This is a genomic window from Paenibacillus ottowii (assembly GCF_050516475.1).
Taxonomy (GTDB): domain Bacteria; phylum Bacillota; class Bacilli; order Paenibacillales; family Paenibacillaceae; genus Paenibacillus; species Paenibacillus ottowii.
In genome coordinates this window covers 1,795,946-1,810,582 of the sequence record NZ_CP191577.1, presented here as the reverse complement: position 1 = coordinate 1,810,582, position 14,637 = coordinate 1,795,946, and the positions used below count along the sequence as shown (strand labels likewise).

Below are 14,637 nucleotides of genomic sequence, written 5' to 3'. Positions count from 1 at the left end.
TATATTCACTACTACAACTATCGAAGAACCAAACAAAAGCTCAGAGGACTGTCGCCGGTAGAATACCGCATTCAGTCCTCTGTAGCAGCCTAAGTCTGTCTGTGTCTAACTTTTTGGGGTCAATTCATTATAGGCAGGCGGGGGTTTTAATGTTTCTGAAAATTAGCCTTAGTTCAACCGTATGTTTATACCAAATTAAAAGCTTTGGCCAGCAGCCGGTAGGACTGAACACGTTTATCAAAGTCATGAATCGATGAAACGATCAGTAACTCATCAGTAAGATACTGCTCAGCCAGTCTCAGCAGCTGTTCCTTACACTGTTCAGGTGTACCCACGACACGCCATGCTGCGGACTGACGCAGCCGCTCACGATCAAATTCCGTATATGGATAGGACAGGGCTGTTTCCACCGACGGAAGAGAATTCATTTCTTTACCCTGCATGAGTAAAAGGAAATACAAACTAGCACTGGACGCCAACTGTTCAGCTTCCTCTTCGGTTTCAGCGCAGGCTACTGTAACTGCTGCCATGGAGCGGGGCTTATCTCCTAAGATCGAAGGCATGAATTGCTCGTGATAACGCGCAGTAGCTTCTACGCCGCCCGGAGTACCAAAAAATTGGGCAAAGGCATAGGAGGCGCCCATCATCGCGGCCAATCTGGCACTCTCCCCGCTGGAGCCAAGCAACCATAACTCAGGAACGGTCGATATCATCGGGGAGGCGTGAAGACCGGCAAACCGATGATTGTCAGGCACCGAATCATGGAAGTAGTCAATTAAATCTAAAATCTGCTGTGGATATTGTTCGACAGCTTGGTATTTCCCTTCCTGCAAAGCGCGGGTAGCCAGTGGCAAGCCGCCTGGAGCACGCCCTATTCCCAAGTCAATACGTCCAGGGTGGAGCGCTTCCAGCAAGCGGAAATTTTCAGCTACTTTATATGCGCTATAGTGTGGAAGCATAATCCCGCCTGAACCCACACGAATGCGCGATGTATGAGCAGCCAAATGCGCGATCAGCACCTCGGGGCTGGAGTGCGCTAGTGTCTTGGACGCATGATGCTCGGATACCCAATAACGGCTGTACCCCAGTTGATCAGCTTCACGTGCTAAATGGGTTGTATTAGATAATGCATCTTGAGCGGTACCGCCTTCAGGAATATGAGACTGGTCCAGTATACCCAGTTTAAGCATTTTGCAATCACCTCTTACACAACTTTATCAAACACAACTCATTAGGTCAAAATTCAAAATGGATAGGTTGGAGTTTGGGCATCTTTTCGTTATAATAAAAGATGCATAAGGGATGAGAGAACATCCCTGCTCATGGAGAGGGGATTGAATTTGTGTTAAGAACACCTTTGGGGCGTGTACGGCTCATGCTCTGGATTCAAGCTATAGCGTATTTGGCGATACTATTCACCCACCAGCCGCTGCAAGCTGCGGGCATGACCCAGGCGGTTATGGTGATTGGTAACATATACCGGGTGAGCTTTCTGTTGCTCCTCGTTGCTTTGATCTATGGAAAAACCGCATTGCATTGGTCGATACGAAGACCTCTTTTTATTATGTTTGCCTCCTTCATTCCGTTTGGTCTAATGATTATGGATTTTGTTTGGGTGCGAAAATGGACAGGGGATTCGGCAGCAGAACAGCGAACTGCATCGTAAACCTGGTAGAGGTGTTTTGTTGTGAGTGCCATAGGAGCTTGTCTTTTGTCTCCTGTCTGTGGAAGCGGGACTTGCTCCGATGCAGTAGAAAGAACATTGCGCAGATGGATGCGTGGTGTTCTTTCTTTTTTTATGCACCGAAACCGGAGGAAACCGTCAACTCAATGTAATGCTAGGGTTTGAACTAAAAATTCAGCCGTCTTGCGTCTGTGGAAACCTTCAACCCAATGTCCGGTGAACGGATAAACTTCAATCGTTTTGGGTGATTCAATGCGGTTATAAGCGGCAAAAATCGTCTCTGGCATGCACACCGTATCCTTCAGCCCTACAGATACCATGACCGGGATACGAATGCGATGAGCCAGATTCATCACGTCAAAATAACTTAATGTATGTAGTACCTGCTCCAAATGCTCAGGGAAGCGGTTTGCGAATTCAGCAGCTTCGGTCAGTGAACTGGTAGAATTCATCATACCAAAATCCATATGACACATATTGGGAATGTCTGCTACTGTAGTTGCAGCTTTATCGCTGAGCGCAGCCACCACTAATGCAAGCCCACCGCCCTGGCTCGCGCCGCTAATGGCGATTTTAGCCGAGTCGACATCGGACTGCTCCGCCGCCCAATCTACAGCTCTAAGGGCATCGGTTGTAATCGTTTTGTAGTAGCAGGTATCCTTGTCCAATATTCCTTTTGTGACCCAACCTTTAACCGTCCCGTGAGGATCATTCTGATGATCTCCCGTTTCTCCTCCCTGACCACGGACATCTACCGCCAATACAGCAAAGCCCAGCATTAGCCAGGATGAATAATCTTCAGGATAGCCTTTTCCGCCTGTGTAGCCATGGAATAGAACGATGCACGGCAGCTTTTGATCTCCAGCAAATCGGGGGCGGACATACCAGGCATGCAGAGGCGTATCATCGACCCCCTCAAAAGTAACCCGATAGGCCGTCATATGAGGATATGGTGTTTCTATGGGCGTTTTGAACGCACGTACAGGTTTGGCGTGAACTTCTTCCAGTGTTTTGTCCCAGAATAAATCCATATCTTTAGGGGTGGTAAGATCGGGATCATACTGCTTCAATTCGGCAATTCTTTTTTCAATAACATTCATAATCAAAAATTCTCCTTACATATAGAATGGAGTTCGACTTATGCTTCACTCGGTAAAGTGGACTTCTCCAGCTCTCTCAGCAGTTCAAATGCTTGTTCATTAGTGTTTCCGCATGTATCTTCATCAGCATGAAAGCCACTGCATACGGCGGGCCGCTCAGGTTTGCCAAATAATTGGCAACGGTAATCGGGCGTGAGCTGAGGGCAAGGAACACCGGCGGGTTTTCCATCTGGCATGCCGGGAATAGGGGAAGAAATCGTAATGGCAATGCAACACGCAGCACATCCTACTCGACACTCCAATGGGGTCACTCCTTCTAATCTGTATTTTTTTAACTTATGCATGAAGTGACTTGAATGAAGCCATAATGTGAGGATGGCACAAAAAAAGCAGGAATACAAGGATAAAACGGATAGGAGACACACTTTCCATACAAAGAGCATAAATAGTCTGGGAGGAACGTAGGATGGTATCGAGCCCCCAAATCAGCGTTCCATTGAGTGGGAATATTAACCATTTGGTCTCTGTGTGTTCAAAAGGAGTTCGAGTGGTTAATAATAGAACACAACGATAAAAACTAAAACGAGGTGACGCAAAATGAGTTGGTTATGGGCATTGATTGTTGGTGGTATTATTGGTTGGTTGGCAGGAATTATCGCAGGTCGTGATGTTCCGGGTGGTGTGATTGGTAACATCATCGCTGGTTTTATCGGTGGATGGTTGGGTAGCTTGATTCTGGGAGACTGGGGTCCTGAAATCGGATCGTTCTACATCGTTCCTGCACTAATTGGTGCGATTGTGCTGGTCGTAATTGTAAGCTTGATCTTCCGTTCGGTTGGACGGAGCAGAGGCTAACTTTACGAATCAGTGAATAGACTTGCCCCTATGGGGTGCAGGCAAAATGGAGAAAGCTGCTTCCACAAGGTTCACAAATGACCTGTGGGAGCAGCTTTTTTTGCGAAGAGTTTACATAGTTTCCTATTGAAAACGCCTGATATGAGGAACAATTAGAACTCCCAATACGATACACATGCCAATGGTTGCAAACATGGCAATGGTAAGGATCCCACCAAGCTTGTCCGCCACGGCACCTACGGCCAGATAGCCAACAGGAAGCAGTGCAAAGGAGAACATCAGATCCAGACTGGCTACACGTCCAAAGGATTCAGCAGGAACTAATTCCTGCAGGCTTGTCTCCCAGATAATCGCAAAGATCATAATGCCAAATCCTTCGAGCATCATGCTTAGAATCAATCCAGGCATCCAGGTGACTATAGACAACAGCAGCAAGGCAAGACCACTGACAAAAGCTCCTAAGTAAGCGAGCAGGCCGCGGTGCTTCCAATGCTTGCGTGATCCATACACAAAGGCGCCCAGCATGGCACCAATACCACTACTTGCCATTGCCGTGCCATATACGACTGGATTATAGCCATGATGAACCTTGAACAGCCACGGAATGAGTACAGCGATAATGCCGGAATAACAAATATTAATGAAGGAAAAGGCAAGAATCGTAATCCATAGCCAAGGATGGCTTTTGAGAATAGCAAAGCCTGCAATAAAATCCTTGAGAAAATGTTGTCCGCCCTGATCCTCCTGTTCTGAATCGGATTGACGTTTGCCAATGACGGAGGCCAAATGAGCACTTAGCATCCAAAAACAGGAGAAGGATACCAGATAAGCGATAGAATCCAGTCCAAAGCCGACACCTGTGGAGGAAAAGGATACAATAAAGCCTCCTAACGGAGGACCGAGTAAACGAACGGCTTGTATACTGATTTGACTTAGCGCATTGGCAGCATTGCGGATGTCCGGCGTGAAAATCTGTGCACGTAAGGCCGAATAAGCCGGATTAAAGATACCATCCATCAATCCGTACAACGCAAGGCCTATGAATAGATACGGCAATTTCATTCCGTCCGTAAACATCAGCACAGCTGCAACGAACATCAGACCAAAGCGGGCGATATTCGTGAACAAAAGGAGACGAATCCGGTCAATTCGGTCCACAATCATTCCTGCGAAAGGAAGAATAAGTACGTTTGGCAGCATATAAACCGTCATCGCCAGTCCCATGATGGTGGTCGAGCCTGTCAGAGAATAGATAACCAGTGGCAAAATGACTGTCGTGACGGAGCTCCCTAACATAGCAATCCAATGTCCAAGCCACAAGAGGGTAAACGCTTTGGACTGCTTTAAAGGTGAAGTAAAGGTAGCCCAGGCTGAGTGCCTTCCTTCGGGGGATAAAGTTGAATTTTGGGTATCCATGATCACACTCCGGTAAATATTTCTAATCTGCATATTAAAACCTATTATACGAAATCTCTTATGTAATGGTACACAAAAAGTTACTGCGAGGAGAGCGAAAAATGAATAGCCTACCTAGGATTGAGTCAACCTAGAATCGTATTGCATGATAAAAATAATATAACAAACCTTTTGGATAGGGATTATTGGATAAAAGCATTGACGTGTGAAAATGAATGATGTACTATTCAATGACCAGCCTGCGCTAGGTTATCAAGAAAAGGGAAAGAGTGTGGATAACATGAGAAAACTTAATTTTTTACCGATTGTACTTCTCGTAATGGCATTGCTGGTTTCGGCTTGCGGCAACAATGATAAAGGCGCTAGTACGAACAATGCATCTACGGGAGAGAACGGTTCTAATAATGGAAAAGCAGATACAACTGCTGCGGCAACTCTTGAATCTGTCAAAGCGAGTGGCAAGCTTAGAATCGGTACGGAAGGTACCTATGCTCCGTTTACGTACCATGATGCTGCTGGAAAACTGACAGGTTTTGACGTTGATATTGCAACTGAAGTAAGTAAGCGTCTGGGTGTGCAACCGGAATTTATCGAGACACAATGGGACGGCATTTTTGCAGGCTTGAACTCCAAGCGGTTTGACACGGTATTCAATGAAGTGTCCATTACAGATGAGCGTAAGCAAAAATATGATTTCTCCGATCCGTACATCGTCTCCAAGGCGGTTCTGATCGTGAGTGAAGATAATACCGACATCCACAAATTTGCTGATCTGAAAGGTAAAAAGGCAGGACAATCCCTGACCAGCAACCTGACTCAAATCGCGAAAAGCAACGGGGCGGAAATTGTAGCAACCGAAGGCTTTAACCAAGCTATTGATCTTCTCACTTCCAAACGGGTAGATGCGACCGTCAACGACGGATTATCCTATCTCGATCTGAAAAAGCAAAAGCCTGATGCTCCGATCAAAAAGGTGGACGAATCTGCGGATGCGTCACACAGTGCAGCTGTATTTAATAAAGGCAGCGAAGATTTGATCAAGGCAGTCAACAAAGCGTTGGCTGATATGAAGGCTGACGGTACGTACTTGAAAATTTCCGAGAAATATTTCGGAGCCGACGTTTCCAAATAATAAATGAAGACCAAACCTTCTTTTTAAAGGATGTCTGTACAATGGATGATCGCCAAATACAAATTATTATGGATTCATTATTGCCTCTGCTAAAAGCAGGGGTTTCTTTTACGATTCCGCTCACCCTGATCTCATTTGCTCTGGGACTGGTGCTGGCGCTGATTACTGCACTTGCCCGGTTGTCCAAATGGAGAATACTCAAGCTGATTTTCGGCTTTTATGTATGGGTGATTCGAGGAACTCCTTTGCTGGTGCAATTGTATATTATTTTCTACGGTTTACCTTCTGTTGGTATCACACTAGACCCGTTTATTGCCTCAGTGATCGGCTTTACGCTTAGCGTAGGGGCCTACAGCTCTGAAATTATGCGTGCGGCTATTATTTCCATTCAGGAGGGGCAATGGGAGGCGGGATATTCCTTGGGGATGACACGCTGGCAAGTGCTGCGGCGGATCGTGCTTCCTCAAGCTTCCCGAGTGTCCGTACCTCCGCTGGCCAATTCATTTATCAGCTTGGTAAAGGATACCTCACTGGCTGCCACCATCACCTATGTGGAAATGTTCAGAACGGCTAATCAGATTGTAGCTACCACCTACGAACCGTTATTAGTGTATACCGAGGCTGGAGTTATTTACCTGCTGTTTAGCACGATATTGACTGTGCTGCAAAATTATTTGGAAAAGCGCCTAAGCCGTTTTTCCGTTAGATAAAGGAGATAGTACCGGTGATCCAAATTCGGAATATACACAAGTCGTTCGGCTCGCTGGAAGTGCTTAAGGGGATTGACGTGACCTTGGATAAAGGGAAAGTGCTTGTGATTATCGGTCCTTCCGGTTCGGGTAAAACAACGCTTTTACGCTGCTTGAATTTGCTGGAGGTTCCCGACCAGGGAGAAATTCAGGTAGGTGATATTGCCCTGAATTTTGCGAAAGGAACGAAGCTTCGGCAAGAAAACATTTTGGCGCTGCGTAAGCGGACAGGGATGGTATTCCAATCCTACAACCTATTTCCGCATATGACTGCCGTACAAAATGTGATGGAGGGGCAAGTCACGGTTCAGAAAAAGAGCAAGGACGAGGCGCGCAAACGGGCATTGGAGCTGCTGAAGAAGGTAGGTTTGGCTGATAAAGCCGAATCCTATCCACATCAATTGTCGGGAGGACAGCAGCAACGGGTCGGTATTGCCCGGGCAATGGCGGTTGAACCCGAGGTGCTTTTGTTCGACGAGCCCACCTCTGCTCTTGATCCCGAATTGGTAGGTGAGGTGCTCAAGGTCATGAAGCAATTGGCTGCCGAAGGGATGACGATGGTTATTGTCACCCACGAAATGAAATTTGCGGCAGAGGTTGCGGACCATGTAATCTTAATGGATCAGGGCGTCATCATTGAGCAGGGTACGCCATATCAGGTGCTGGAGCAGCCTACCAGTCCACGGGCTATCCAGTTTCTGGATCGACTGAGTGGGGAAACGGAATAAACTGAACAGACAGGCAGCTACAGCCGGGGGTTAAAAATAACGCCCCCAGGCCAGTAGCTGTCTTTTTTTCATCAGTGATCCTCTTTTATTTCACTTTCATTTTTAATGTAATCAAGAAGGTCATCAAAAGAATACAACAGCCTGTTAAAAATGGAGCGAACATATTCGCATCAAATAAAAAACCCGCTAGAGTGGGACCTAAAATATTCCCGACACTCATATAGGCATTGTTCATACCAGCTACATATCCTTGCTCATTGCCTGCCATCTTCGACAATTGTGTATTAAGAGCTGGACGAAGCGTAGCTGTGGCAAAGAAAATAAGGGAGGTCACAAGAAAGATGCTCCAAAAATCTTTGGCGAAGAGGAATAAAATATAAGCAGCAGAGGTGAAGAGAAGCGAGCCTTTGATCAACCTTTTTTCGCCAAACTGCTTGATCATTTTAGCGACAACCAATGCCTGCATACCGACACCGATCACAGCGCCTGCGGTTAGAAGGATTGAAATATTTTGCGGTGAGAATTGGAAGCGGTTCGTTACATATAAGCCAAGAACGGATTCAAAGTTAGCGAGTCCAAAAGTCATCACCAGGACAATGACAAAGAACATCGCATATTTTGACTTTAAAGACCTTGCATACTGTTTGAAAATAGACTCTCTTTGATGAATTGTTGCCCGTGCTGCCTTCATTTGTTCTTTGGATAAACTTTCAGGTAAACAAACGATTGAAAAAATAACTGCAATCATAGCCGCACCTGTTGCTGTATACAGCGGTACTCTCGTTCCATATGCTGCAAGAAGGCCACCAAGTCCTGGACCAATAACAAATCCAAAGGACATCGCTGCCGCTAGTAGACTATTCCCTTTGGCACGTTCTTCGGTTGTGGTGATATCAGCTACATATGCCATCATGGGCGGAATAATGAGGGCTGCTGCCACTCCTTCCAGAAGTCTTGAGGTATACAGCATCCACAGCTCATCTCCAACTGCAAACATAAATTTAGCTACAGCAAAAACTATAACACCTACAACGATAAAAACTTTTCTCCCATACCGATCAGACAGCTGCCCAGTCATGGGCGAGAGCAGGAATTGCGTTATGCCATAGGCTGCTACTAATAAACCGATGGCCCGCCCACTGGCACCAAATTCAATGATTAGTTCCGGCAGAATAGGGGTAATCAAACCAACGCCGACCATCACAATAAATATATCGATCATGAGAATTGCGAGTATTCTTTTCATACAAAAAAACCTCCTTATCCATTGGTTTCTGGATAGGAGGCAGACATGCAACAAAAAGACACACTGCTCCCGTCAACGAGGCAATGATCTTATTGTGAATCCCCAAAAGCCTACACTAATCCTATCCAGAAAATTCGTAAAATTACGTTTTTTCTTTGCAAATAGGATTAGTAGATCATTGGCTTAAGGTCACCCTTTCGGTACTTTATTGTTGATCAGTGTAACATAAATTTGATAATAAGGCAATAAAAGGATGGATCAGAAGAACCCAACTCGTCCTTCGGAGGCATTTTTTAGCCAGTCCTGCTTGCGGCTTTTATCAAGCTCGCCTCGCATGCCCTTAATAATCAGCTCAATATCGGCTTTTCCTTGCTCATGCCATTCCAGCGCCGTACTGACATACAGTTCTCCGAGCTGAGCCAGGGAGAAGCCGTCCGTCATCGCAGCTGCCTTCTGTGTACCTGTCTCACCTGCAAAAACAAGGAAGTTACGCAGCTTGAGATACGCGAGTCGCAGCTCTTCGTCAGGCAAACTGATTTCATAAGCCCGGTCGAAGCGGCCTGCCCGGTTCATCAGACCTGGGTCGATTTTTTCTGGATAATTGGTCGTTCCGATCAGGAAGATGCCCTCCTTGGATGTAGCACCGTCGAGCGTATTCAGGAAAAAGGAACGAACCTCCTGAGGCATAGAATCGATGTCCTCAATGACCAGCACCATCGGCGCCAGGCGAGTAGCTGCCTCAAACACCTCTTTGACCGATTCGCTGGTTGTATATTCTGTAATTTGCCAGTAAGCGGCCGGACCCGGTACACTGCTGGCAATAGATTTCACAAGAGTTGTTTTACCGTTGCCCGGATGGCCGTATAGCAGAATCCCACGCTTGTAAGGGATGTTATAAGTCTGATAGAAGGTACGATCTGCTTCAAAAAACTGATCAAGTGATCGGAAGATATCCCGCTTGATTTCCGCTTTCAAAATCACATCATCCCGTGTAATGGCACGGGTTATCGGCTCTGCCTGCCGGGAGAGTCCTCGGCTTGTATCGGTGAAGACGGTGACACGCTTCATATTTTGCTTGCGTTCACGCCCGCGTACGCCTGCGAGGAAGCGTTGCAGCTCCTGGTCGCCTGTAGCAAATACGTAATCTTCATTGTATACGCCATTCTCACGGAAAAAGGGAACTCGTGCCAGTGCGATGCCCCACTTGGGATAGGCAAATACATTATTACGCATCGAAAGGTGCACACCGTATTCAGGAGTCGGTCCGTCATCGTCATACTGGATAGTGCGTTCCTCCAAACGATCGAACACCCGTGCCACATGCTCCAGCTCAGGGCTGCCTGAACGAATATCCTCCTCTAGCAGATCCCAATATTCAATATTGGGATCGTCGCTGGCATATAGCTCGTATTTTACGCCATAGCGGTTATAAAGTGCCTCACTGATACCGTCGATCAGACGGGCATAAGCAGCATAACCAGTAATGCGTCCATCTGTACGTTCGTCAAATTCATAAATAGCTGGAGTGTCTATACTCAACATTATTTTGCTCCTTTCAGGGCGGCCAGCGGTTTGCATTTGGCTACAACAGCTGCGAGTCCTGCCCCGGTAACACTTTCGATAATATCATCTACATTTTTGTAGGCTTGTGGAGATTCGTCGATAATACTTTCCAGAGAGGCTTGGTTAACCACAATTTCGTCGTCCGTCCCTACACCCAGGGCGCCTGCAAAATCGTCTACACTCACGAGCCGTTTAGTCGCAGAACGTGAGCGAATACGGCCCGCTCCATGACAAATGGAGTGAAAATTATCCTGACCGCCCGGTAAACCTACCATAATATAAGAGGCAGTCCCCATCGAACCAGGGATCAGCGCCGGATGCCCGGTCGCCTGATAGGGTCGCGGATTGTCGGGGTGTCCTGCTGGAAGCGCGCGCGTCGCACCTTTACGATGTACAAACACGCTGCCATGATCCGGATGGGACTCATCCCAAGCATAATTGTGCATCAGATCGTACAGAGTGCGCAACTCGCACTTTGTACCAAAGACATCGCGGAAGGCTTCTCGCACGGAGTATGCAATCAGATGTCGGTTCACCACAGCATAATTCAGCGCTGAGTACATCATATTGACATAATGTGCTGCCTCGGGATGATCCAGCGGTGCGAATACCAGTCGCGGGTCGGAGGTGCCAAGACCGAGACGGCTCATCGCTTTGGCAATAGCAGATGAACTGGCCTGGCTGACTGCTCCACCCCAAGCACGTGATCCCGAATGAATCATCACGGCCACTTGACCATCGAACATCCCCCAAGCTTCAGCGACTTCTCTATTTTCTTCCGCAATTTCAATCGCCTGAATTTCAACGAAATGATTGCCTCCGCCCAACGTGCCCAGCTGCCGATGAGCGCGGTGCCAAGTACGGTCTTCGACGAGATTCAGCACTTCCTCGTCAAAGGAAAACTTACTGTGCTCTACGTGGGTCAGAGAGGTAGATTTCTTAGGAGTGTAGCTATCCGGGATATATTTATTAGGCAAGCCATGCAGCCCCTTGCGTACAATATGCTCCAGCCGTATATCCGAATAATGTCCGCGTTGGTGGGCTTCCATCGGCAAGTATTTGTCGATCGTCTTAACCAGCTTGCGTCGCAGCTTGATTTCCTTCAAAGCATCCTTGTGCAGATTGGTCAGGTGTACGCGCATGCCACAGCCAATATCGCTTCCGACGATGGAGGGAGATACATAGCCGTCTTCCATTCCCCATACCGCAGTTGTACCGATGCAGGTTCCGACGCCTACATGTACATCCGGTGTGTATCCCATATAGCGGATACCTGGAATTTGTAAATTGTTATTAGCCATCTCGAACACTTTGTAATCCAGTGAGGCGAAGAGTTGCTGCGAAGCGTACACCGTCAGATCCCCGGCTGGAAGCTTCATCAGGTGACTGTATGGTCCTTCAGGAAAAAGTGAGTCAGTCATAGATTGTGTATTCATAATAAATGGGTAGTTCCCTTCTTCATGTAAATTCATAACATCGTATAGAAAGATTTTAAAAAAACAAAAAAACCGCAGACTTGTCGTCTACGGCTTCTGCACCGAAAGTGTCATTACATTTTATGATCAGTACATCATAAAAACATAAATAACCTGTTCTTTCAATAGCATACAAAATTAAAAAAGCCTGGTTCATCACGCTGCCAGACAGCGTGATACCTCCATCATGTCGCCCGAACGGGGCCGATGAGACGAAATTTTGAATATGTGATTGGATCATGCTGACTAATCGTCATTAGCGTGTAAAACTTGGTCATGTCTGTCGGCCCCCTTTTCTTAAAGTTAATTGCTATGTTAATGGAAACCTGTGGAAGCTGTCAACCCCAAAAGGCAAAAGGGTGGAAAAACGTGACTATGCGCATGGTGAAGTGTGAGTAACATCATAGTTCAATTGACCCAAAGCTGTTATTGTACTGAATATTCAAATATTCAGATATTGTTGATCGTTATGAAAACAATTCTGTGAAGGGGGACGGCGCAGCATGGAAGGAGATCTCCAGAAGTTTAAGGCTGATTTTTTCAAAGCATTGGCTCACCCTCTGCGCATCCGCATTTTGGAGGTGCTGAGTGAAGGGGAACGGAATGTGAACGAGCTGCAGACTGCGCTTGGTTCCGAAGGTTCTGCCGTATCGCAGCAATTGGCTGTTTTACGGGCTAAAAATTTGGTGAACAGCTTCAAGGAAGGCACAACGGTCGTGTATTCACTACGTGATCCGCTCTTAACGGAGCTGCTAGCGGTGGCGCGGCGAATTTTTGACAATCATTTAGTCGAAGCGATCTCGTTGCTGGAAGGCATACGCAACGAGAAGTAATGCTACTACAGAAAAGAAGGGTTACAGGGATGAAGTGGAGAGGAAGGTTTGAAGGCTATAACGCAGGGGCTTTACGAAAGGATTTAATTTCCGGAAGCATCGTGGCGATTGTGGCTATCCCACTCGGTATGGCGTTCGCCATTGCATCGGGGGTAAAGCCGGAATATGGTTTGTACACAACCATCATAGCGGGAATTTTGATTTCACTGCTGGGTGGGTCTAAATTTCAGATTGGAGGACCTACAGGCGCGTTTATTCCGATTTTGCTGGCTATTGTCATGCAGTACGGCTATGAGAATTTACTGATAGCCGGTTTTATGGCAGGTGTTATACTCATTTTAATGGGTGTTCTAAGGCTGGGAGCCTTGATCAAATTTATTCCCAAGCCCGTAACCATTGGCTTTACGGCCGGGATTGCCGTGACGATCTTCAGTGGTCAAATTGCTAACTTTCTCGGCTTGCGCGGGGTAGAGCGACATGAAACCTTTCTGCCTTCGATGGCAGAGATCATCCATCGGCTTCCTTCACTCAATGTGTACAGCATCCTGACAGCTTGCATCTGTCTTGCTGGGCTTATTGTGGTGCCTAAAAAATGGCCCAAGATACCTGGCTCGCTGGTCGGCCTACTCTTGTCAACGCTGGTGGCAGCTTTGTTTTTTCCAGGGCAAGTGGCTACGATTGGCTCTGCTTATGGCGAAATTCCGGCATCTTTGCCTGAGCTGCATATTCCTGCGATGACGTGGGAATTAATCGTGAAGCTGTTGCCGCCAGCGCTGGTTATAGCAATGCTGGGGGCTATTGAGTCGCTGCTTTCAGCGGTGGTAGCTGACGGGATGACGGGTACCCGCCATAACAGCAATCGCGAACTGGTTGGACAAGGGATTGCCAATTTGCTGACACCACTATTTGGCGGCATTCCTGCGACAGGGGCGATTGCCCGTACGGCCACCAATATCCGCAACAACGCGGTTTCTCCTATGTCAGGCATTGTGCATGGGGTCGTTGTACTCCTCATTCTGATGCTTTTTGCACCTTATGCATCTAACATTCCATTGGCCAGTATGGCACCGGTGTTGATGGTAGTCGCCTGGAATATGAGTGAACGCAAGCATTTTGCGCACATCCTCAAAACACGGACAGCGGATTCTATTGTGCTGGTCGTCACCTTTTTGCTGACGGTTTTTACGACGCTGACAACGGCTGTGGAGGTAGGTCTGATCTTGGCAGTTGTATTGTTTGTCAAACGTATGAGCAGTACACTTTCAGTCGATAAGGTGCTACCTGACCCTTCTGTGAAGCATGAAAAAGTAGGCGCACATATGGTTACAGAGCAGCACGATTGCCCGCAGGTGGCTATTTACAATGTGGAAGGCCCCCTTTTTTTTGGTGCAGCTTCGGCGTTGGAAAACTCAGGGGTAGGGGGACAGACTGGCCATCAGCAGGAGATTTTGTTGTTGCGTATGGGAAAGGTCCCTTTTATGGATATGACGGGAGAAGCTAACTTTACTGCATTAATACAAAAATACCGCAAGTCTGGTGGGACCGTGCTTGTGTCCGGACTCCAGCCTCAACCGCTGGAACTACTGCAGAAAACCGGATGCTACGACATGATCGGGCAAAATCATTTTTTTGAACATACAGGGGAGGCTCTGACAACAGCTCTTGCAATGGTGAATCAGGATCGGTGCAGGGGGTGCAGGCAAATGGCTTTTCGAGAATGTAAGAGCCTCTGTCGCAGAACCCAGGAAACCAAATCTTCCTTTCCAGAAGGAGCCGTTTCGGTTCCCATACCTGTAAATAGCGGCAGATAGCACTCTTTTACATTTGTTGCTGATTGGCTAAAAACCTCTTCCATT

15 protein-coding genes are annotated in these 14,637 nt (G+C 47.1%); 8 read left to right on the top strand and 7 right to left on the bottom strand.

The annotated features are described in order from the left end of the window. Positions 1 to 93: IS3 family transposase (locus ACQQ6X_RS08515; RefSeq protein ID WP_305165070.1), on the top strand; the 93-nt coding region annotated here is incomplete at its 5' end. 92 nt (positions 94 to 185) lie between these two features. Here ACQQ6X_RS08515 and ACQQ6X_RS08510 read toward each other — a convergent pair. Next, a complete protein-coding gene (locus ACQQ6X_RS08510) occupies positions 186 to 1,190 on the bottom strand; it encodes an LLM class flavin-dependent oxidoreductase (protein ID WP_305165052.1) in 1,005 nt (334 codons plus the stop codon). A gap of 152 nt (positions 1,191 to 1,342) precedes the next feature. Here ACQQ6X_RS08510 and ACQQ6X_RS08505 point away from each other — a divergent pair, with 152 nt between their 5' ends. Next, a complete protein-coding gene (locus tag ACQQ6X_RS08505) occupies positions 1,343 to 1,666 on the top strand; it encodes a DUF3817 domain-containing protein (RefSeq protein ID WP_016324638.1) in 324 nt (107 codons plus the stop codon). Positions 1,667 to 1,827: 161 nt separating this feature from the next. Here ACQQ6X_RS08505 and ACQQ6X_RS08500 read toward each other — a convergent pair whose 3' ends face one another. Next, complete coding sequence (locus tag ACQQ6X_RS08500; protein ID WP_305165051.1) at positions 1,828 to 2,784, bottom strand: acetylxylan esterase; 957 nt, start codon at positions 2,782 to 2,784, stop codon at positions 1,828 to 1,830. A 38-nt stretch (positions 2,785 to 2,822) separates the two neighbouring features. After that, entirely contained in the window at positions 2,823 to 3,086 is a 264-nt protein-coding gene (locus ACQQ6X_RS08495; RefSeq protein ID WP_197492064.1) for a YkgJ family cysteine cluster protein, read from the bottom strand. A 295-nt stretch (positions 3,087 to 3,381) separates the two neighbouring features. On the opposite strand from ACQQ6X_RS08495, the gene ACQQ6X_RS08490 reads away from it, so the two are divergent. Then, positions 3,382 to 3,639, top strand: coding sequence for a GlsB/YeaQ/YmgE family stress response membrane protein (locus ACQQ6X_RS08490; RefSeq protein WP_013372531.1), 258 nt, complete (start codon positions 3,382 to 3,384; stop codon positions 3,637 to 3,639). Between the two features lie 123 nt (positions 3,640 to 3,762). On the opposite strand, the gene ACQQ6X_RS08485 is transcribed toward ACQQ6X_RS08490, so the two are convergent. After that, positions 3,763 to 5,055 (bottom strand): MFS transporter, encoded by a 1,293-nt coding sequence (locus ACQQ6X_RS08485; RefSeq protein WP_305165050.1) that lies wholly within the window; start codon positions 5,053 to 5,055, stop codon positions 3,763 to 3,765. Positions 5,056 to 5,335: 280 nt separating this feature from the next. On the opposite strand from ACQQ6X_RS08485, the gene ACQQ6X_RS08480 reads away from it, so the two are divergent. The 3 genes from ACQQ6X_RS08480 to ACQQ6X_RS08470 are packed head-to-tail and all read left to right on the top strand — an operon-like array spanning position 5,336 to position 7,664. Continuing rightward, on the top strand, positions 5,336 to 6,187 hold the full coding sequence (locus ACQQ6X_RS08480; RefSeq protein ID WP_305165048.1) for an amino acid ABC transporter substrate-binding protein: 852 nt from the start codon (positions 5,336 to 5,338) through the stop codon (positions 6,185 to 6,187). 41 nt (positions 6,188 to 6,228) lie between these two features. Beyond that, entirely contained in the window at positions 6,229 to 6,897 is a 669-nt protein-coding gene (locus ACQQ6X_RS08475; RefSeq protein WP_025676010.1) for an amino acid ABC transporter permease, read from the top strand. A gap of 14 nt (positions 6,898 to 6,911) precedes the next feature. Further along, positions 6,912 to 7,664 carry an amino acid ABC transporter ATP-binding protein gene (locus ACQQ6X_RS08470; protein WP_305165042.1) on the top strand — a complete coding sequence of 251 codons (753 nt, stop codon included), beginning with the start codon at positions 6,912 to 6,914 and terminating at the stop codon, positions 7,662 to 7,664. An 85-nt stretch (positions 7,665 to 7,749) separates the two neighbouring features. On the opposite strand, the gene ACQQ6X_RS08465 is transcribed toward ACQQ6X_RS08470, so the two are convergent. The 3 genes from ACQQ6X_RS08465 to ACQQ6X_RS08455 form a co-directional block, all read right to left on the bottom strand. Beyond that, positions 7,750 to 8,910: an MFS transporter gene (locus tag ACQQ6X_RS08465; protein WP_305165039.1), complete on the bottom strand. Its 1,161-nt coding sequence runs from the start codon at positions 8,908 to 8,910 to the stop codon at positions 7,750 to 7,752. A 258-nt stretch (positions 8,911 to 9,168) separates the two neighbouring features. After that, on the bottom strand, positions 9,169 to 10,452 hold the full coding sequence (locus ACQQ6X_RS08460) for an AAA family ATPase (protein WP_305165037.1): 1,284 nt from the start codon (positions 10,450 to 10,452) through the stop codon (positions 9,169 to 9,171). Then, on the bottom strand, positions 10,452 to 11,909 hold the full coding sequence (locus tag ACQQ6X_RS08455; RefSeq protein ID WP_305165035.1) for an RtcB family protein: 1,458 nt from the start codon (positions 11,907 to 11,909) through the stop codon (positions 10,452 to 10,454). The genes ACQQ6X_RS08460 and ACQQ6X_RS08455 overlap by 1 nt, the downstream gene beginning before the upstream one ends. Positions 11,910 to 12,451: 542 nt before the next feature. Here ACQQ6X_RS08455 and ACQQ6X_RS08450 point away from each other — a divergent pair. Then, positions 12,452 to 12,781: an ArsR/SmtB family transcription factor gene (locus ACQQ6X_RS08450; RefSeq protein WP_007431533.1), complete on the top strand. Its 330-nt coding sequence runs from the start codon at positions 12,452 to 12,454 to the stop codon at positions 12,779 to 12,781. Between the two features lie 29 nt (positions 12,782 to 12,810). Continuing rightward, positions 12,811 to 14,592, top strand: a complete 1,782-nt coding sequence (locus ACQQ6X_RS08445; protein ID WP_305165032.1) for a SulP family inorganic anion transporter — start codon at positions 12,811 to 12,813, stop codon at positions 14,590 to 14,592. Positions 14,593 to 14,637 lie beyond the last annotated feature (45 nt).